The organism is uncultured Aliiroseovarius sp. (assembly GCF_947492455.1).
Taxonomy (GTDB): Bacteria; Pseudomonadota; Alphaproteobacteria; order Rhodobacterales; family Rhodobacteraceae; genus Aliiroseovarius.
On record NZ_CANLNB010000001.1, the window covers coordinates 659,997 to 677,250 of the forward strand.

Consider the following 17,254-nt stretch of genomic DNA (forward strand, 5'->3'; position numbering starts at 1 on the left):
GGTTAGAACCAGCGTTCCGGTTTTTGGGCATAGGCGATGTAGAGCGGGTGCTTCGGGTGCCCATCCTTGGTTAGACCCAAATGAAATGTCGGTTGGCTGGCTTGCCGAAGAAGCGCCTCAACTTCCGGCCCGCGCGACAGATGTGCGCCATGGGTGCCCCAGCCACAGATAACCTGATCGGCCCAGGGGCAACTGTTCAGAATGGCGGCGTCATTCGCCGGACCTATAGGATCCGCTGCCGCCCGCATCTTGCGCGGATCTGTGTCACGCCATGCGAAAATATTGGTCACCCGAAACGCCCCAAATCCCAGTGTGCGGGCACGGCGTTCGCAGCGCTCGACCGTCGGGTCGTTCTGCACTTCGGTTGCGGTTGATGGGTTCAACATGATGAACAGCGCCTTGCGCCCGGCGGGCTCCCACACACGCGTCAGCGTATAGCGGTATTTTTCGCAATCCGAGTAAACGGCCGTGGAATGGGCGTCGCCCTTTTGAAATTCGCGCGTGATCATAGATGCTTTCTGCGGTCATAGCTGACCCTTGGCAACCCCTTGCGTCGCCGCAAATTTGGGCGGAAGGTGAAAGAAAACGGAGCAGACCATGCTGATATCCGAAGTGATCCGTAAGAAACGCGACGGCCAGATCCTGAGCGACGCCGACATCACCGCGATGGTCGACGGTATCGCCGGGGGCGGGGCCAGCGACGCGCAAGTTGCAGCCTTCGCGATGGCCTCTTGGCTGAAGGGCTTGTCACCGGACGAAACCGCCGCACTGACCTTGGCGATGCGCGACAGTGGTGATGTGTTCAGCTGGCCAGATATGCCCGGTCCGGTGGTGGATAAGCATTCGACCGGGGGCGTCGGCGACAATGTCAGCTTGATGCTTGCCCCGATACTGGCCGCCTGCGGGGCCTACGTGCCAATGATTTCGGGTCGCGGGTTGGGGCACACGGGCGGCACGCTCGACAAGATGGACGCCATCCCCGGCTATACCTCGCAGCCGGACAATGCGTTGTTTGATCGGGTGGTGCGTGATGTGGGCTGTGCCATTATTGGCCAAACCGGAGACCTCGCCCCCGCCGACAAACGCCTTTATGCAATCCGGGATGTGACGGCGACGGTGGAAAGCATTCCGCTGATCACCGCCTCGATCCTATCGAAGAAACTGGCGGCGGGGCTGGAATCGCTGGTGATGGATGTGAAATTCGGCAACGGCGCGTTTATGTCGAATTTCGACGATGCGCGCGATCTGGCCGCGTCCATCCAGCGTGTGGCGCAATTGGCGGGGCTCAAATGCCATGCGCTATTGACCGATATGAACGAACCGCTGGCGGACGCCGCGGGCAATGCCGTCGAGACCTTGAATGCGATTGACTTCCTGACCGGGGCACGTCGCACCCCTCGGCTGGAAGACGCCGTTACCGCCCTGTGTGCGCAGATGCTGGTTGCGTCTGGTGCCGAAACGGACGGGGCTACAGCCAAGAAACGCGTGCGCGATGCGCTTGAAAGCGGTCGTGCCGCCGAGAAATTCGGGCAGATGGTGGCCGCGCTGGGTGGTCCTTCGGATATTATCAAACGCCCCGAAGCGCATCTGGCAACAGCGCCGGTGATCACCGAGCTAAGTGCGACGGAAGCGGGATATGTCAGCGTCATCGATACTCGTGAGGTTGGTTTGTGTGTGGTCGAACTTGGCGGGGGCCGCCGCCGCGCAGCTGACAAGATTGACCCGGCAGTGGGCCTGACGCGGTTGGCACCTCTTGGGGCGAAACTGGAAAAAGGCGATCCGATTGCAGTGATCCATGCGGCCTCGGACACGGATGCCGAGGCAGCGAAGGCGCAACTGTTGGCGGCCTATAACATCGGCGACGCGCCGACGCCCGGACCTGTGGTGGCCGAGATCCTGACCTAAGCGCCGCCCGTGCCGCAGGCACGGGCCACCCCCAACCAGCACGGCCCGACAGGGCTGGTGCTGGGCGGGAGTGCTATGTCACGAAGCTACAGGCCCAGAACGTCCAACATATTGTATTCACCGGGCTTTTTGTCTTGCCCCCACAGGGCAGCTTTCACGGCACCACGGGCAAAAATGGCGCGGTCGGTGGCCAGATGGCGCAGCACGATGCGCTCGCCGGGGGCGGCAAACATTACGTCATGTTCGCCTACGATGTCGCCACCGCGCACCGCGTGAAAGCCAATGTCGCCGCGTTTGCGGGCGCCGGTGATCCCGTCACGGCCACGGTCCGAGACCTCGGCCAGATCCACACCGCGCCCTTCGGCGGCAGCTTCACCCAACATCAAAGCAGTACCCGAGGGCGCGTCGACCTTGTGGTGATGGTGGGCCTCGATGATCTCGATGTCGAAATCCTCGTCCAATGCGGCGGCAACCTTTTTGGTCAGCAGTGTCAGAAGGTTTACACCAAGGCTCATATTGCCAGCGCGCACGATGGTGGCATGACGTCCGGCCAGAGCGACCTTTTCCAAATCTTCGTCGGTCAGGCCAGTGGTGCCGATCACGTGGACGGCGCGGGCTTGGGCGGCGATTTCGGCCATGTCCACGGTCGCCGCAGGTGCAGTGAAGTCGATCACCGCCTGCGCCTTGGCCATGGTTTCCAGCGCATCATCTGTGACGGCGACACCCACGGGCTGGCCGCCCATGCATTCGCCCACGTCGCGTCCGACCCAGTCATGGCCGGGGCGTTCCAGTGCGCCCACAAGGCGTGCCTTGTCATTGGCCAGCACCTCTTTGATCAGCATTTGGCCCATGCGGCCTGATGCGCCCATCACTACAATGCCCGGCAAATCGCTCATGTCTGGTCTCCGAATTTCGTTTGGGGCTGTCTAACCCGAGTGCGCCCGCTTGGCAAAGCCCTGTTGCGCCCAAGCGCATCAAGGAATACATGGCGGATATGGCAAAGAACCGTTTTGAAGACCAACGTGGCCCCAACCAGCGCCAGCTGCGCGTGGCTGAACTGATCCGCCGGACCCTGTCCGAAGCCCTGATGCGTGGCGATGTGCACGACCCTGACCTGTCGCGCATGTCCATCACCATCGGCGAGGTGCGGGTGACTGCGGACCTGTCGATTGCGACCGTCTATGCGCTGCCTTTGGGTGGCAAAGGTGGGGACGAGGCTGTGAAGGCTTTGGCCCGCAACAAAGGCGAACTGCGCCGCATCGTCGGTCGCGCGATCAAGATCAAGCACACGCCGGAACTGCGCTTCATGGTGGACGAGACCTTCGACCAGATGGATCACACCCACCGCCTGTTGCAGCAGGAAGATGTGCAGCGTGATCTGCGCAAATCAGACGATGAGGCCGGAGAAGACTGATGGGACGCCGCAAGAAGGGGCGCGATATCCACGGCTGGCTGGTCGTGGACAAGCCCGCTGGTTTCAGCTCGAACGCTGTTGTGAACAAGGTGCGCTGGGCGATGGATGCCAAAAAGGCGGGCCATGCGGGCACGCTTGACCCGGAAGCGACCGGCGTGCTGGCCGTGGCTTTGGGCGAGGCGACGAAGACCGTCCCCTATATCACCGACGCGCTGAAGGCGTATGAGTTCACCGTGCGTTTGGGCCAAGCGACCAACACCGATGACGCCGAGGGCGAGGTGATTGCCGAAAGCGACGCGCGCCCCTCGGACGAGGATATTCAGGCCGCGCTGGATCAGTTCACCGGCGACATCATGCAAGTGCCGCCGAAGTTTTCCGCCGTAAAGATTGATGGCGAGCGGGCCTATAAGCTGGCCCGCGATGGCGAGGATGTGGAAATTGCTGCGCGCCCGTTGTGGGTCGAAGAGCTGGTGATGGTGTCTCGCCCGGATGCCGATCACGTCACGCTGGAAATGACCTGCGGTAAGGGCGGATACGTCCGCTCGATCGCCCGTGATCTGGGCGAGGCGCTGGGCTGTCATGGGCACGTGCGCAATCTGCGCCGGATCTGGTCGGGGCCGTTTGACGCGGAAGATGGTGTGAGTATCGAGCTGATCGAAGAGCTGGCCAAAACCGGAGAGTTGGACGCCTATCTGCGCCCGCTTGAGGAAGGTTTGCAGGATCTGCCCGAGCTGAAAGCCAGCGCCGAGGGTGCGACGCGTTTGAAGCATGGCAATCCCGGCATGGTTCTGGCGTCAGACGTGGAGTATGGCGACGAAGCCTGGGCGTCTTACGAAGGCAAAGCGGTTGCCGTCGGCACCTATCGGTCTGGCGAGTTGCACCCCAGCCGCGTATTCAACCAGTAGCGCTCCCGCGCCTTTGTGACCTGACGGTCAACAGGCTTGGGGGTGGCCGCGCTGACGCGCGGCGGATTTCATGCCTTCGGCGAGGATATTTCTGACAAGAAAATGCGGGCGAGAGGCCATCGATCAAAAGTCGATGGCGATGCCTTTCTTTTCCCAATCTCCGAAACGGACGGGTTCGGGGCCGTCACGGCCTCCGTATTCCTTGGGTTGGGCTTTGGCCTCGGCTTCCGCTTTCTTGCGGCGCTCTTCAGCTTCGGCCAGCGCGCGGATGGCGGCGGGGGGAAGCTCGCGCTTTGGGGTCTCGGGCGCAGCTTCTTTCGATTGGTCGGCCTTGGGGCTATCGTCTGACATGCGGCGCTCCTTGTTTCGGTGTTGGGGATGATATAGGGCGCATTGCAGCGAAACGCAAAGGACGTGAGATGAGCAACCCGAAAGACGTGCGGCATGTGGTGGTGGACCTTCTGGATGATGTTGCCGTGGAAAAGCGGCTGTTGTCCGAGGCCTTGCCGAAGCGTCTGGCGAAGCTTCCTGCCGAAGATCGCGCACGTGCGCAGCGTCTGGTGATGCAGACCCTGCGGGGCATGGATCGCTGCGACCGGATGCTTGGGCCGTTTTTGCGCCAACGTCCTGTGCCACGTGTGTTGAACATTCTGCGGTTGGGTGTGTCTGAGATTTGCAATGGCGGCGCTGCGCATGGGGTGGTGAATGCCTGTGTGGAGATCGCAAAGGCGCAGTCCGAGACGGAGCATGCACGCGGTTTGGTGAACGCTGTTCTGCGCAAGATTGATCGCGAGAAGGCCAAGTGGGACACGCTGCCCATTCCGCGTCTGCCCAAGTGGCTGCGTAAGCCGTTGTTGGCAGATTTCGGGAAAGAGGCGGTGGCCGCGATGGAGGCTGCGCAGTTTGCAGGCGCTCCGGTAGATTTGACGGCGAAGGGTGATGCTGCCGCGCTGGCTGGGGCCGTGACGGGCGAGATGTTGCCAATGGGGTCGGTGCGTTTGGCGGAGGCCGGGCAGATCACCAACCTTCCGGGCTATGCCAAAGGCGATTGGTGGGTGCAGGACGTTGCCGCCACCTTGCCCGCCAAGGTGTTGGCTGCGCAGACAGGCGAAACGGTTTTGGACATGTGCGCCGCGCCTGGTGGTAAAACCATGCAACTGGCGGCGGCGGGAGCGAATGTCACCGCCTTGGATGTGTCCGAAGGCCGGATGAAGCGGGTGGAAGAGAACTTGGCCCGTACCAAGCTGGCGGCGGAACTTGTCACCGGGGACGCGCTGGAATTCGAAGGTGGGCCGTTTGATGCGATCCTGCTGGATGCACCCTGTACCGCCACCGGCACCATTCGCCGTCACCCCGATTTGCCTTACGCCAAGGATGGCAGCGAGTTTCCGGGGCTGTTCGAGCTTCAGGAATACATGATCGACCGGGCGCTGGGGCTTTTAAAGCCGGGCGGACGTTTGGTCTATTGCACCTGTAGTCTGCTGATTGATGAAGGCGAGGAACAGGTGCGCGACGCTTTGGCCCGCCACGAGGGGTTGGAGGTCGATCTGGAGGCGTTGCGTCTGCCGGGCGTGGACCCCGACTGGATCGGCCCCGAAGGGCTGCGCCTGTTCCCGCATTACATGGCGGATCAGGGCGGCATGGATGGGTTCTTTATCACCTGCCTGCGCCGGAAATAATCACACGCCCATGATTTCGTCATGACAGGCGCGGGTCGCCTTGGTATGCTTTGCCAAAGCCCACTTAGAGGGGCAGGTCGAAACGACCACGAGCAAATGACATGAGGCGAGGCGCGCTGTGGCTCCACAGATCGGTTCTTCCGGGTTAGGCACCCGATTTTCAAATCGTTGGCACGCAAAACGGGCGGCGCGGGCGCGGCCTGCGGCGGGATTTGTGTCGCAACCCGAACCGCGCACGATCGGATCGTTTGCGCGCGGTAAGCAGCTTTTGGCGGGGAATTTCTTGTTCGCGGGGCATCTGGTGAATGCGCCGGATCACATGTTGTGGGACATTCCTCCGCCCAATCCTGCCTTCATCGAAGAAACTCAAGGCTTTGCGTGGCTGGATGATCTGGCCAGCGTGGGCGACGCCGAAGCGCGGGAGCGCGCGCAAGAGTGGGTGTTTGGCTGGATTGACGCCTATGGCAATGGACGCGGTGAAGGGTGGACACCGGATCTGACCGGGCGGCGTCTGATCCGCTGGATCAACCACGCACTGTTTCTGATGCGGGGCATGACGTCCGAGCAAAGCAAGTGGTTCTTCCGATCCCTTGGACAACAAACCCTGTTTCTGGCGCGCCGTTGGCATGGTGCCACACCCGGTCTGCCCCGGTTCGAGGCGCTGACAGGTTTGATCTATGCCGGGTTCAGTCTGACCGGCGTCGATGTCCATGTGGATGGTGCCATTCGCGCTTTGGCGAAGGAGTGCGCCGATCAGATTGATGATCAGGGCGGTATCCCGACCCGGAACCCTGAAGAACTGCTGGAAGTCTTCACCCTTCTGAACTGGGCCGCGCTGGCCTTGCGCGAAAGTGATCGCGAACCTGAACCCGCCCATCTGGAAGCGATCAACAGGATTGCCCCCACCTTGCGCGCGCTGCGGCATGCGGATGGCGGGCTGGCGCGCTTTCACGGCGGTGGGCGCGGGCTGGACGGCCGTTTGGATCACGCGCTGGCGAGTTCAGGCGTGCGGGCTGGCGTGAACGAGGGGTTGGCGATGGGCTATGCCCGTCTATCCGCCGGGCGTACCAGTGTAATCATGGACGGCGCGCCGCCGCCTGCCGGGAATGCCTCGGCCAATGGCCACGCGTCGACCTTGGCGTTCGAGATGACCTCGGGTCGGCGCCCGGTGATTGTGAACTGCGGAACCGGTGTGCAATTTGGGCCGGAATGGCACAAGGCGGGGCGCGCCACGCCGTCGCATTCTGTGTTGGGTGTGACGGGCATGTCGTCCTCGCGGCTGTCTGCGCCACAAGTTCTGGACGGGATCGAGCGGACCTTCCTGGCGCAAACCCCAAAGCAAGTGCCGCTGGAACCTGTGGTCGGTGTCGGAACGAATGGCGTTGTTGCCGCGCATGACGGCTATGTCGCGTCTCACGGCCTGACCCATATGCGCACGTTGGAGCTGAACGTGTCAGGGCGCGAGCTGTCGGGCGAAGACACGCTGGCTGCGGTCACGGATGCGGATCAGGAGGCCTTCGACACCGCATTGGACGATACCTCGCTGCAAGGTGTGCCGTTCACGGTGCGATTCCACCTGCATCCCGAGGTTGACGCGACCCTTGATATGGGCGGTACGGCGGTGTCCTTGGCGCTGCGATCCGGCGAGATTTGGGTGTTCCGCTTCGAAGGGCGGGGTGAACTGATGCTGCAAAGCAGCATTTATTTGGAAAAGTCGCGCCTGAAGCCCCGAAAAACAAAACAAGTGGTTCTCTCGGGCGTCGCAATGGACTATGCGACACGCATCCGCTGGACGCTAGCCAAGGCGCAAGACACCCCAACGGTTTTGCGTGACCTTGAAACGGGCGACCGGGCGGAGCTGCCAAGTTAACAGACTTCAGGCCTTGGGGGGCCAACTGACATGACTGACCTTCATCCGGTGCGCCGTGCGCTGATTTCCGTATCCGACAAGACCGGCCTGATCGAATTGGGCCAGGCGCTGGAAGCCCGCGGGGTCGAGATCCTGTCGACCGGCGGCTCTGCCAAAGCCCTGCGCGACGCTGGCGTCGCCGTGAAAGACGTGGCCGAGGTCACCGGCTTCCCCGAGATGATGGACGGTCGTGTAAAGACGCTGCACCCGATGGTACATGGTGGCCTGCTGGCGCTGCGTGACAACGACGCGCATGTCGCCTCGATGCAGGAACACGGCATCGGTGCGATCGACCTGTTGGTGGTGAACCTCTATCCGTTCGAGGAAACCGTCGCCAAGGGTGCTGACTATGACACCTGCATCGAGAACATCGACATTGGTGGCCCGGCGATGATCCGCGCAGCGGCCAAGAACCATGCGTTTGTGAACGTGGTTGTAGATGTGCAGGACTATGACAAACTGCTGGGCGACATGGATCAGCACGGTGGTGCAACCTGCCCGAAATTCCGCCGCAAGCTGGCTCAGACCGCTTACGCCCGTACTGCTGCCTATGACGCAGCCGTCTCGACTTGGCTGGCTGGCGCGCTGGAACTGGAAGCCCCGCGTCGCCGCGCCTTTGCGGGCGAGCTGAAGCAGACCCTGCGCTATGGCGAAAACAGCCACCAGAAAGCGGCCTTCTATACCGACGGGTCAAACCGTCCCGGTGTTGCGACTGCAACCCAGCTGCAGGGCAAGGAACTGTCCTACAACAACATCAACGACACCGACGCCGCGTTTGAACTCGTCGCCGAGTTTGACCCTGCTGTCAGCCCCGCCGTTGCCATCATCAAGCACGCGAACCCCTGTGGTGTGGCCCAGGGTGCGACGCTGGTCGAGGCCTATCAGAAGGCATTTGACTGCGACCGCACCTCGGCCTTTGGCGGCATCGTTGCGCTGAATCAGCCGCTGGACGCCGAAACCGCCACCAAGATTGTCGAGATCTTTACCGAGGTCGTGATCGCCCCCGGTGCGTCTGATGAAGCCAAGGAAATCTTCGCGGCCAAAAAGAACCTGCGTCTCTTGCTGACCGACGGACTGCCCGACACCCGTGCGCCTCTGACCGCTTATAAACAGGTCGCTGGCGGTGTTCTGGTGCAGGACAAAGACGTGGGCTATGTCGGCATGGACGACCTGAAAGTGGTGACCGAGAAAGCGCCGAGCGACGAACAGATGAAAGACCTTCTGTTCGCGTGGAAAGTTGCCAAACACGTCAAGTCGAACGCCATCGTTTACGTGAAGGACCAAGCCACCGTGGGTGTCGGTGCGGGCCAGATGAGCCGTCTGGACAGTGCCAACGTCGCCGCCTCGAAGGCCGAGCGTATGGCAGCCGAACTGGGTCTGGACGAAAGCCTTGCGAAAGGCTCGGCCGTCGCATCGGATGCGTTCTTCCCGTTCCCCGACGGTTTGTTGGAAGCGGCTGCCGCAGGTGGCACCTGCGTGATCCAGCCCGGTGGCTCGATGCGCGATCAGGAAGTGATCGACGCGGCGAACGAAGCTGGTTTGGCCATGGTCTTCACCGGCATGCGCCACTTCCGGCACTAAGCCCATGATGCGCGTGATTGGCATATCCGCACTGGTTGCGTTCCTGCTGGATCAGCTGACCAAGTATCACGCGTTGTATGTTTTGGATCTGGACCGCGTTGGCGTGGTCCAGATCTGGCCGCCTTATCTGGTCTATCAAATGGGCTGGAACACCGGCATTAACTTTGGCCTCTTTGGCGGTTCGGACCCAAGCGTCACCCGCTGGATCCTGATCGCAATCGCTGTGATCATCGCAGTTTGGGTCGTCTGGTGGGTCGTGAAAGAGCAGGTCGGCAAACTGGGCCAGATCTCGGCCGGGTTGTTGGTGGGCGGCGCGCTGGGTAATGTTTTGGACCGCATCTATTACGGCGCGGTCGTCGACTTTCTGAACACGTCGTGCTGCGGAATCCAGAACCCCTATTCCTTTAATGTCGCGGATATTTTCGTCTTCGCGGGCGCCATCGGACTGGTTCTTTTCGCCTCGTCTAACAAGACCCCGTGACGCGGCTTTCCGAATGGGCTAATAAACCCATAGATTACCTTGGGGATTGGACGTGGAATGCGTGTTTCGTCTGTTAAATTTCTGACTATTGGCGCCATGATTGTTGGGCTGGCCGCCTGTTCCAAAGGCGAACCGTCGCTGATGAACCTGCGTGCAACGCAAGATGGCCCGGACGAGTTCGCGATTCTGCCGACGAAACCCTTGGAAGAACCGAAGAACTATACCGATCTGCCCACGCCCACTCCGGGTCAGTCGAACCTGACCGATCCGACACCGCAGGCAGATGCGATTGCAGCGCTGGGCGGCAATCTGGGGTCGGGTAAGTTGCGCCGCGGAGAAGGCGCGCTAGTTAGCGCGGCCAGCCGTTACGGCGTGTCGGCAAATATCCGCGAGGTTCTGGCTGCAGCAGATCTGGAATGGCGCAAGGACAACAAGGGCCGCGTGCTTGAACGTCTGTTCAACGTGAACGTCTATTATCGTGCCTATGAGGCGATGCATTTGAACCAGCATCTGGAGCTTGAGCGCCTGCGCCGTCTGGGCATCTGGACCCCGGCCGCCCCGCCCGAGGTGGTGACCGATCGCTAATCCACGACAGAATGGGGCCTTCGGGCCCTTTTTTTGTTCTGGACCGGTCGCTGGGTTAACCTTGATCACATGTTCGTTGCCAAGGCTTGAAGCAGGGGCTGGGGTGGATCATTTTAATCCGACATGGAAGGAGCATTACATGCGTTTCATTCTTGCAGGATTGCTGGCGATTGGGCTGGTTGCGCCGGCGTCGGCGAAAGATGATGTCAGCCATTTCACACTGGATAACGGGCTTGAGGTCGTCGTGATCGAAGACCACCGCGCGCCAGTTGTGGTCCACATGCTGTGGTATCGCGCAGGTGCTGCAGACGAGGCGCCCGGCGTCTCGGGCGTGGCGCATTTTCTGGAACACCTTCTGTTCAAAGAGACCAAGAACTTCGAGGCCGGCGCGCTCAGCCGAGCGGTGGCCGAAAACGGCGGGTCGGACAATGCGTTTACCTCGCAGGATTATACGGCTTATTTCCAACGCGTCGCCGCGGACCGTCTGGGCCTGATGATGGAGATGGAATCAGATCGCGTACGCAACCTGATCCTGTCCGAAGATGACATCGCCACCGAGCGTGACGTGATTTTGGAAGAACGCGCGCAGCGGACCGATAGCGATCCAAGCGCCCTGTTTCGAGAGCAGCTGAATGCCGCCGCCCATCTGAACCACCCCTATGGCATCCCGGTCATTGGCTGGCGCCACGAGATGGAGAGCCTGTCGCGAGCCGATGCTCTGGCCTTCTATGAAAAGTTTTATGCGCCCAACAATGCCATACTGGTCGTCGCTGGTGATGTCGTGCCAGAAGAAGTTCTGGAACTGGCCAAGACACACTACGGCCCGTTGGCACCTACGCGTGATCTGGGCGAACGCGTGCGCGTACAGGAACCCCCGCAACTGGCCGAACGCCGTATTCGCTTTGCCGATCCGCGTGTCGCGCAACCCTATGTCCTGCGCCGCTATCAGGCGCCCGAGCGTGACCCTGGTGCGCAGGAAGAGGCCGCCGCGCTGGTCTATCTGGCCGAGATCCTTGGCGGCAATGGCGCGACCTCGGTCCTTGGACGGGCGCTGCAGTTTGATGAACAGATCGCAGTTTATGCAGGGGCGGGATATCGCTCGGTCTCGTTGGATGACACCAGTTTCTCGTTGATCGTCGTGCCCACCCCGGATGTGTCTTTGAAAGACGCCGAAGCCGCCTTGGATCGCGAGATCGCCGCGTTTCTTGATAACGGCATCGACCTCGAGCAATTTGAGCGGGTGAAGTTCCAGATTCGCGCTGATGATGTCTATTCGCAGGATGATGTGTACGCACGGGCAGAGCGGTACGGCGAGGCGCTGACCTCGGGGCTGACGATTGAAGATGTGCAGGCGTGGCCCGACGTGCTTCAAGCGGTCACGCCGGAAGACGTGATGGCCGCTGCGCGCGCGGTGTTTGATGATCGCAGGGCTGTCACCGGATGGCTGGTTCCCGAAGGCGGAGAGGACATGTAATGAAACGGATTGTTCTTGTTTTAGCAGGGTTGATTGCCCTGACCTTTCCCGCCCGCGCCGAGGTCGCCATTCAGGAAGTCACCTCGGATAACGGCCATGTGGCGTGGCTGGTCAACGAACCGGCCCTTCCCTTCACTGCGCTGGAAATCCGCTTTCGTGGCGGAACGGTATTGGATCGCCCGGGCAAACGTGGGGCCGTGAATTTGATGGTCGGCCTTTTGGAAGAAGGGGCTGGTGATATGGACGCGCAGGGCTTCGCCGAAGCGCGTGAAGCTTTGGCGGCGTCGTATGGATTCGATGCTGGGGAAGACAGCATCGGGATCTCGGCACAGTTTCTGACCGAAAACCGCGATCAGGCCGTTGCATTGCTGCACGAGGCGCTGACTGCCCCACGGTTTGATGACACGGCGGTTGACCGGGTGCGTGGGCAGGTTCTGTCGCATCTCGCGTCCCGTGCGACCGAGCCGCGCTCGCTTGCCGCAGATGCGTTTGATGCAGCGGCGTATGGGGATCATCCCTATGGCAGCTATGATGGCGGAACGGTCGATAGCGTCACGGCGTTGACGCGCGAGGACATCGTGAACGCCTATCGCGACACGATTGCGCTGGACCGCATCTATGTGGCCGCTGTGGGCGACATCACCGCAGAAGAACTTGGCCCGCTTCTTGATCAGCTGTTTGACGGCTTGCCCCAAATGGGTGCCACCATGCCGGATCGGGTCGCGTTTGGCCTGCCCGGCGGTACCACTGTCGTGCCCTTTGACACGCCGCAATCCGTCGCATTGTTCGGCCATACTGGTATCAAACGCGACGATCCCGATTTCTTCGCTGCCTATATCGTGAACACGCTTCTAGGCGGGCCAAGTTCTCTGTCCCGCTTGATGCATCAGGTCCGGGAAGAGCGCGGGCTGACCTATGGGATCGGCTCGTATCTGGTGCCCGTCGACTGGACCGAAAGCGTGCTTGGGCAGTTTTCCAGCCAGAACGCCGTCATAGGAGAGGCCATCGACGTGGTGCGTGATGAATGGGCGAAGATCGCCCGCGACGGCATCACACAAGAAGAGCTGACCGCCGCCCAGACCTATCTGACCGGATCGTATCCGTTGCGGTTTGACGGCAATGCCAACATCGCCAACATCATGGTGGCGATGCAGATGGAAGGGCTGCCAATCGACTATATCGCGACCCGGAATGACCAGGTCATGGCCGTCACGTTGGACGAGGCAAACCGCGTCGCATCCGAGCTGTATCAGCCCGATGCGCTGCACTTTGTGGTAGTCGGTCAGCCCGAAGGTGTCGTGTCGAATTAAGCCGATTTGCGCAATGGTCGAATCGGGCGCGCATATGCTAGTTCTTGTGGTATGCCCGGAGATAGCCCCCATATAAGCTCGGATCAGCCGGTCCGCCGCCCCGTTATCCGCCAGCTGGATGACGCTGCAATCAACCGGATTGCGGCGGGCGAAGTGGTGGAACGTCCGGCCTCGGCGGTAAAGGAACTGGTGGAAAACGCCATCGATGCAGGCGCCACACGGATCGAGGTCGCCTATGCCGATGGCGGCAAGACGCTGATCCGTGTGACAGATGATGGCTGTGGCATCGCGCCCGATGATCTGGCGCTGGCCATGTCGCGCCATGCGACCTCGAAAATCGACGGGTCGGACCTGTTGGACATCCACACCTTTGGCTTCCGGGGCGAGGCGCTGCCTTCGCTTGGTGCCGTTGGTCGCCTGACCATCACCTCGCGCGCGCAGGGCTTTGACGCGGCGGTGATCCGCGTGGCGGGCGGGCAGATGGACCCGGTGAAACCGGCGGCCCTGTCCGGTGGCACGGTGGTCGAGCTACGCGACCTGTTCTACGCCACGCCCGCGCGTCTGAAGTTCCTGCGTACCGACCGGGCCGAGGCGCAGGCGATCTCCGACGTGGTCAAGCGCCTTGCGATGGCCGAGCCGCAGATCGGCTTCATCTTGCGAGACGTGTCCGGTGGCGGCGAAGGTCGTGTCACCTTCCGCGCGGACCCGGAAACCGGTGATATGTTTGATGCGCTGTCGGGCCGTTTGGCGACCATTCTGGGCCGCGATTTCGCCGAGAACGCCATCCCGATAGATGCCGAGCGCGACGGGCTACGGCTGGCTGGTTTCGCCGCCCTGCCAACCTATTCTCGCGGCGCTGCCGTGGCGCAGTTCCTGTTCGTGAATGGCCGCCCGGTGAAAGACAAATTGCTGACGGGTGCGCTTCGGGCAGCCTATTTCGATTTCCTGTCGCGTGACCGCCACCCGGCGGCGGCGCTCTTTGTCAGTTGCGATCCGCATCTGGTCGACGTGAACGTCCACCCCGCAAAATCCGAGGTCCGTTTCCGCGAACCCGGCACTGCGCGCGGGCTGATCGTGTCGGGCTTGCGACATGCTTTGGCCAACGCCGGCCACCGCGCGTCCACGACTGTGGCCGGCGCGACCTTGGGTGCCATGCGCCCCGAGCCGACCGAACCCCGTGTCTATCAGATGGACCGCCCCAGCCTTGGCGCGATGCGGTCCTCCTATCAAGCGCAGATGCCCGCGCCGGACACGCCGGGCTTTGCCGAGATGTCCGCGCCCTCGGCCCGGTTCGATCCGGTGGTCGAGCCCGAACAAGACGCCCCGCAAGAGGCGCTGCCCTTGGGGGCTGCCCGCGCGCAGGTGCACGAAAACTACATCATCGCCCAGACAGAAACGGGCATGGTGATCGTCGACCAGCACGCGGCGCATGAACGTTTGGTTTATGAGAAACTCAAACGCCAGATGGCGGAAAACGGCGTCGCCCGTCAGGCCCTTCTGATCCCCGAGATCGTCGAACTGTCGGCGGGCGATGTAGCGCGTTTGCTTGAGGTCGCAGACAACCTCGCAACCATGGGTCTGGTCATCGAACCCTTCGGCGGGGACGCCGTCGCCGTGCGCGAAACCCCCGCCATTCTGGGCGAAATCAATGCCACCGCGATGATCAAGGACGTGCTGGATGAACTCACCGATCTGGGCGACAGCAACATGGTGCAGGCCAAGATCGAGGCTGTGCTGTCTCGCGTCGCCTGCCACGGCTCGATCCGGTCCGGCCGCTGGATGCGCCCCGAAGAAATGAACGCCCTGCTGCGCGAGATGGAGGCCACGCCCCATTCCGGCCAGTGCAACCACGGGCGCCCCACTTATGTCGAGCTGAAGCTCGCTGATATCGAAAGGCTGTTTGGACGCACATGATCCAGATCGGTGACACGACATATGACCTCTCTGACCCGCTGGTGTTGTTGACGCTGGGCGGCATCGCGCTTGCGGTTCTGATGTTCATCCTGCTGGTGGTGGTCTTGCGCCGCGCTGGCCGTTCGACCCGCGTGGCCGAGGATCTGGCGCTGCAGATGGGCGGTCTGGGGCAGGCCGTGCAGGTGCTGGGCGCCGGGCAGGATCAGCTGTCTGGTGGGCTGCGCACCGTGTCGGACGCGCAGGCCTCGGGCCAAGCGCAGGTGCTGCAAGCGATGGAGGCCCGCTTGGCCCATGTGCAGCAGCAGATGAATGATCGGCTGCATGACAACGCGATGAAATCTGCGCGCGCGATGTCCGAGTTGCAAGACCGGATGAAGGAAAGCTTGCAGGGCAATACGGTGAAGACCACCGAAAGCCTGACGCAGCTGCAGGAACGGCTGAAAGTGATCGATAAGGCGCAGGACAACATCACCCGCTTGTCGGGCGACGTGTTAAGCCTTCAGGACATCCTGTCAAACAAGCAAACCCGCGGCGCGTTTGGGGAAATCCAACTGACCGACATCGTGTCGAAGGCGCTACCGAAGGACAGCTATGACCTGCAGGCCACGCTGTCGAACGGCAAACGGGCAGACTGTCTGATCCACCTGCCGAACCCGCCCGGTCCCATCGTGATCGACTCGAAATTCCCGCTGGAAGCCTACGAGGCGCTGCGCCGAGCAGAAACGCAGGAGGCGCTGACGCTCGCTGCCCGCGCGATGAAAACCGCCGTGCGCGCGCATATCAAAGCGATCTCGGAAAAGTACATCATCGAGGGCGAAACCGCCGACGGCGCGCTGATGTTCCTGCCGTCCGAGGCCGTCTATGCCGAGCTACACGCCAATTTCTCGGAGGTGGTTCGCGAAGGTTTCGAGGCCCGCGTCTGGATCGTCTCGCCCACCACCTGCATGGCGACCCTGAACACCATGCGCGCGATCCTGAAAGACGCGCGGATGCGCGAACAGGCCGGCGCGATCCGCAAAGAGCTGCACCTGCTGTCTGCCGATGTCGGGCGACTGGGCGACCGTGTCGCGAACCTCGACCGGCATTTCCACCAAGCCGCGAAAGACATCTCCGAGATCAAGATCTCGGCCGAGAAAGCAGGCAACCGCGCCAAACGGCTGGATAATTTCGATTTCGAAGAGGTCACCGACGAGGACCAGAATGTGGTGCCGATTGGGAAGGGATAGTGACTTAGCATTGCAAAAAAGACAAAACCCGCCGCATTGCGACGGGTTTATCTTTCTTTATGCGATGAGGGGAGGCATAGTGCCCGCAATCTCAAAGCTCATGCTGTATATACAGCTGCGTATATTAACTGTCAATGTATCCACCGTTCACACCTGACGAAGAACATCACCTGCCGAATGTGCTTTCAGCTCCTAGATTTGCCACCTATCTGAGAGCAACTGGGAATGACAGAACGCAGGCCTTAAGCTTATACCACTGGAATTTACAGATTTCTGCTGCGTTTCTAGTACCTTTGCATGTTCTGGAGGTCACATTGCGTAATGCAATAGTTGAGGCCATCGAGAACGTTCACGGCGGAACTTGGCCGTGGACGCAAGGTTTCATCCGCTCACTTAAGAGCCCTCCTCCTCCCGCATATAGTCCGAAACGTGATCTCTTATTATGTGCGGAGCATCAGCAAACAGCAGGCAAAGTCGTGGCTGAACTCAAGTTCGTTTTCTGGGAGAGGATGCTAACGAAGAGTCATCAAAGTAGGATATGGGAAACGCAGTTTTTCCATGTATTTCCCGATGCGCCGCGGGGAGTCGCTTCGGCAAGGCGACGATCAGAACTCAGAACCGATATAGAAGAAATAAGGAAGCTCAGAAATCGTATAGCTCACCATGAGCCAATATTCCCGCGTGCGCTTAACGAAGATTTTGGGCGCATCATGCGTTGTATTCACTGGAGGTGCGAAACAACTGCTCGTTGGGTCAAAGAGGTGCAAAACGTGAGCTCCTTTTTGAGTATAAGACCCGAGTTCTAACTATCGGGAAGTTCTCCTATACAACGCGCCAGCCACACCAACCTTGACGGATCACTAAACAGATG

Annotated in this window: 15 protein-coding genes; 12 read left to right on the forward strand and 3 right to left on the reverse strand. The window is 61.0% G+C overall.

Going from position 1 to position 17,254, the window contains the following annotated elements:
• Positions 1 to 2: 2 nt before the first annotated feature.
• Positions 3 to 509 carry a DUF1643 domain-containing protein gene (locus tag Q0677_RS03165; RefSeq protein WP_298905671.1) on the reverse strand — a complete coding sequence of 169 codons (507 nt, stop codon included), beginning with the start codon at positions 507 to 509 and terminating at the stop codon, positions 3 to 5.
• Positions 510 to 597: 88 nt separating this feature from the next.
• Here Q0677_RS03165 and deoA point away from each other — a divergent pair, with 88 nt between their 5' ends.
• Positions 598 to 1,905, forward strand: coding sequence for a thymidine phosphorylase (deoA, locus tag Q0677_RS03170; protein WP_298905672.1), 1,308 nt, complete (start codon positions 598 to 600; stop codon positions 1,903 to 1,905).
• An 86-nt stretch (positions 1,906 to 1,991) separates the two neighbouring features.
• On the opposite strand, the gene dapB is transcribed toward deoA, so the two are convergent.
• Positions 1,992 to 2,801 carry a 4-hydroxy-tetrahydrodipicolinate reductase gene (gene dapB / locus Q0677_RS03175; protein ID WP_298905673.1) on the reverse strand — a complete coding sequence of 270 codons (810 nt, stop codon included), beginning with the start codon at positions 2,799 to 2,801 and terminating at the stop codon, positions 1,992 to 1,994.
• 98 nt (positions 2,802 to 2,899) lie between these two features.
• Here dapB and rbfA point away from each other — a divergent pair, with 98 nt between their 5' ends.
• Together rbfA and truB are read left to right on the forward strand one after the other, a co-directional pair.
• Positions 2,900 to 3,319 (forward strand): 30S ribosome-binding factor RbfA, encoded by a 420-nt coding sequence (rbfA, locus tag Q0677_RS03180; RefSeq protein ID WP_133485006.1) that lies wholly within the window; start codon positions 2,900 to 2,902, stop codon positions 3,317 to 3,319.
• A complete protein-coding gene (gene truB / locus Q0677_RS03185) occupies positions 3,319 to 4,224 on the forward strand; it encodes a tRNA pseudouridine(55) synthase TruB (protein ID WP_298905674.1) in 906 nt (301 codons plus the stop codon). Before rbfA ends, truB begins: the two co-directional genes overlap by 1 nt.
• Positions 4,225 to 4,347: 123 nt before the next feature.
• On the opposite strand, the gene Q0677_RS03190 is transcribed toward truB, so the two are convergent.
• A complete protein-coding gene (locus tag Q0677_RS03190) occupies positions 4,348 to 4,575 on the reverse strand; it encodes a DUF1674 domain-containing protein (RefSeq protein ID WP_133485004.1) in 228 nt (75 codons plus the stop codon).
• Positions 4,576 to 4,643: 68 nt separating this feature from the next.
• Between Q0677_RS03190 and Q0677_RS03195 the strand changes: the two genes are divergently transcribed.
• From Q0677_RS03195 to rmuC, 9 genes are all read left to right on the forward strand, one after another.
• The gene (locus Q0677_RS03195) at positions 4,644 to 5,903 is read left to right on the forward strand and encodes an RsmB/NOP family class I SAM-dependent RNA methyltransferase (RefSeq protein WP_298905675.1); all 1,260 of its coding nucleotides are present in this window, start codon (positions 4,644 to 4,646) and stop codon (positions 5,901 to 5,903) included.
• A gap of 118 nt (positions 5,904 to 6,021) precedes the next feature.
• Entirely contained in the window at positions 6,022 to 7,773 is a 1,752-nt protein-coding gene (locus Q0677_RS03200; RefSeq protein ID WP_298905676.1) for a heparinase II/III family protein, read from the forward strand.
• A gap of 30 nt (positions 7,774 to 7,803) precedes the next feature.
• Complete coding sequence (gene purH, locus Q0677_RS03205) at positions 7,804 to 9,393, forward strand: bifunctional phosphoribosylaminoimidazolecarboxamide formyltransferase/IMP cyclohydrolase (RefSeq protein ID WP_298905678.1); 1,590 nt, start codon at positions 7,804 to 7,806, stop codon at positions 9,391 to 9,393.
• Positions 9,394 to 9,397: 4 nt separating this feature from the next.
• Positions 9,398 to 9,874 carry a signal peptidase II gene (gene lspA, locus Q0677_RS03210; RefSeq protein WP_366940941.1) on the forward strand — a complete coding sequence of 159 codons (477 nt, stop codon included), beginning with the start codon at positions 9,398 to 9,400 and terminating at the stop codon, positions 9,872 to 9,874.
• 96 nt (positions 9,875 to 9,970) lie between these two features.
• Complete coding sequence (locus Q0677_RS03215; RefSeq protein ID WP_298905679.1) at positions 9,971 to 10,459, forward strand: DUF3035 domain-containing protein; 489 nt, start codon at positions 9,971 to 9,973, stop codon at positions 10,457 to 10,459.
• A gap of 139 nt (positions 10,460 to 10,598) precedes the next feature.
• Positions 10,599 to 11,933, forward strand: a complete 1,335-nt coding sequence (locus Q0677_RS03220; RefSeq protein ID WP_298905680.1) for a pitrilysin family protein — start codon at positions 10,599 to 10,601, stop codon at positions 11,931 to 11,933.
• Positions 11,933 to 13,243, forward strand: a complete 1,311-nt coding sequence (locus Q0677_RS03225) for a pitrilysin family protein (protein ID WP_298905681.1) — start codon at positions 11,933 to 11,935, stop codon at positions 13,241 to 13,243. The genes Q0677_RS03220 and Q0677_RS03225 overlap by 1 nt, the downstream gene beginning before the upstream one ends.
• A 51-nt stretch (positions 13,244 to 13,294) precedes the next feature.
• Positions 13,295 to 15,157 carry a DNA mismatch repair endonuclease MutL gene (gene mutL / locus Q0677_RS03230; RefSeq protein WP_298905682.1) on the forward strand — a complete coding sequence of 621 codons (1,863 nt, stop codon included), beginning with the start codon at positions 13,295 to 13,297 and terminating at the stop codon, positions 15,155 to 15,157.
• Complete coding sequence (gene rmuC, locus Q0677_RS03235) at positions 15,154 to 16,383, forward strand: DNA recombination protein RmuC (RefSeq protein ID WP_298905684.1); 1,230 nt, start codon at positions 15,154 to 15,156, stop codon at positions 16,381 to 16,383. The genes mutL and rmuC overlap by 4 nt, the downstream gene beginning before the upstream one ends.
• Positions 16,384 to 17,254: the final 871 nt, after the last annotated feature.

Coding starts and splice junctions, on each gene's coding strand:
- Q0677_RS03165 (WP_298905671.1), bottom strand. CDS start 509: ATGATCACGCGCGAATTTCAAAAGGGCGACGCCCATTCCACGGCCGTT.
- deoA (WP_298905672.1), top strand. CDS start 598: ATGCTGATATCCGAAGTGATCCGTAAGAAACGCGACGGCCAGATCCTG.
- dapB (WP_298905673.1), bottom strand. CDS start 2,801: ATGAGCGATTTGCCGGGCATTGTAGTGATGGGCGCATCAGGCCGCATG.
- rbfA (WP_133485006.1), top strand. CDS start 2,900: ATGGCAAAGAACCGTTTTGAAGACCAACGTGGCCCCAACCAGCGCCAG.
- truB (WP_298905674.1), top strand. CDS start 3,319: ATGGGACGCCGCAAGAAGGGGCGCGATATCCACGGCTGGCTGGTCGTG.
- Q0677_RS03190 (WP_133485004.1), bottom strand. CDS start 4,575: ATGTCAGACGATAGCCCCAAGGCCGACCAATCGAAAGAAGCTGCGCCC.
- Q0677_RS03195 (WP_298905675.1), top strand. CDS start 4,644: ATGAGCAACCCGAAAGACGTGCGGCATGTGGTGGTGGACCTTCTGGAT.
- purH (WP_298905678.1), top strand. CDS start 7,804: ATGACTGACCTTCATCCGGTGCGCCGTGCGCTGATTTCCGTATCCGAC.
- lspA (WP_366940941.1), top strand. CDS start 9,398: ATGATGCGCGTGATTGGCATATCCGCACTGGTTGCGTTCCTGCTGGAT.
- Q0677_RS03215 (WP_298905679.1), top strand. CDS start 9,971: ATGATTGTTGGGCTGGCCGCCTGTTCCAAAGGCGAACCGTCGCTGATG.
- Q0677_RS03220 (WP_298905680.1), top strand. CDS start 10,599: ATGCGTTTCATTCTTGCAGGATTGCTGGCGATTGGGCTGGTTGCGCCG.
- Q0677_RS03225 (WP_298905681.1), top strand. CDS start 11,933: ATGAAACGGATTGTTCTTGTTTTAGCAGGGTTGATTGCCCTGACCTTT.
- mutL (WP_298905682.1), top strand. CDS start 13,295: ATGCCCGGAGATAGCCCCCATATAAGCTCGGATCAGCCGGTCCGCCGC.
- rmuC (WP_298905684.1), top strand. CDS start 15,154: ATGATCCAGATCGGTGACACGACATATGACCTCTCTGACCCGCTGGTG.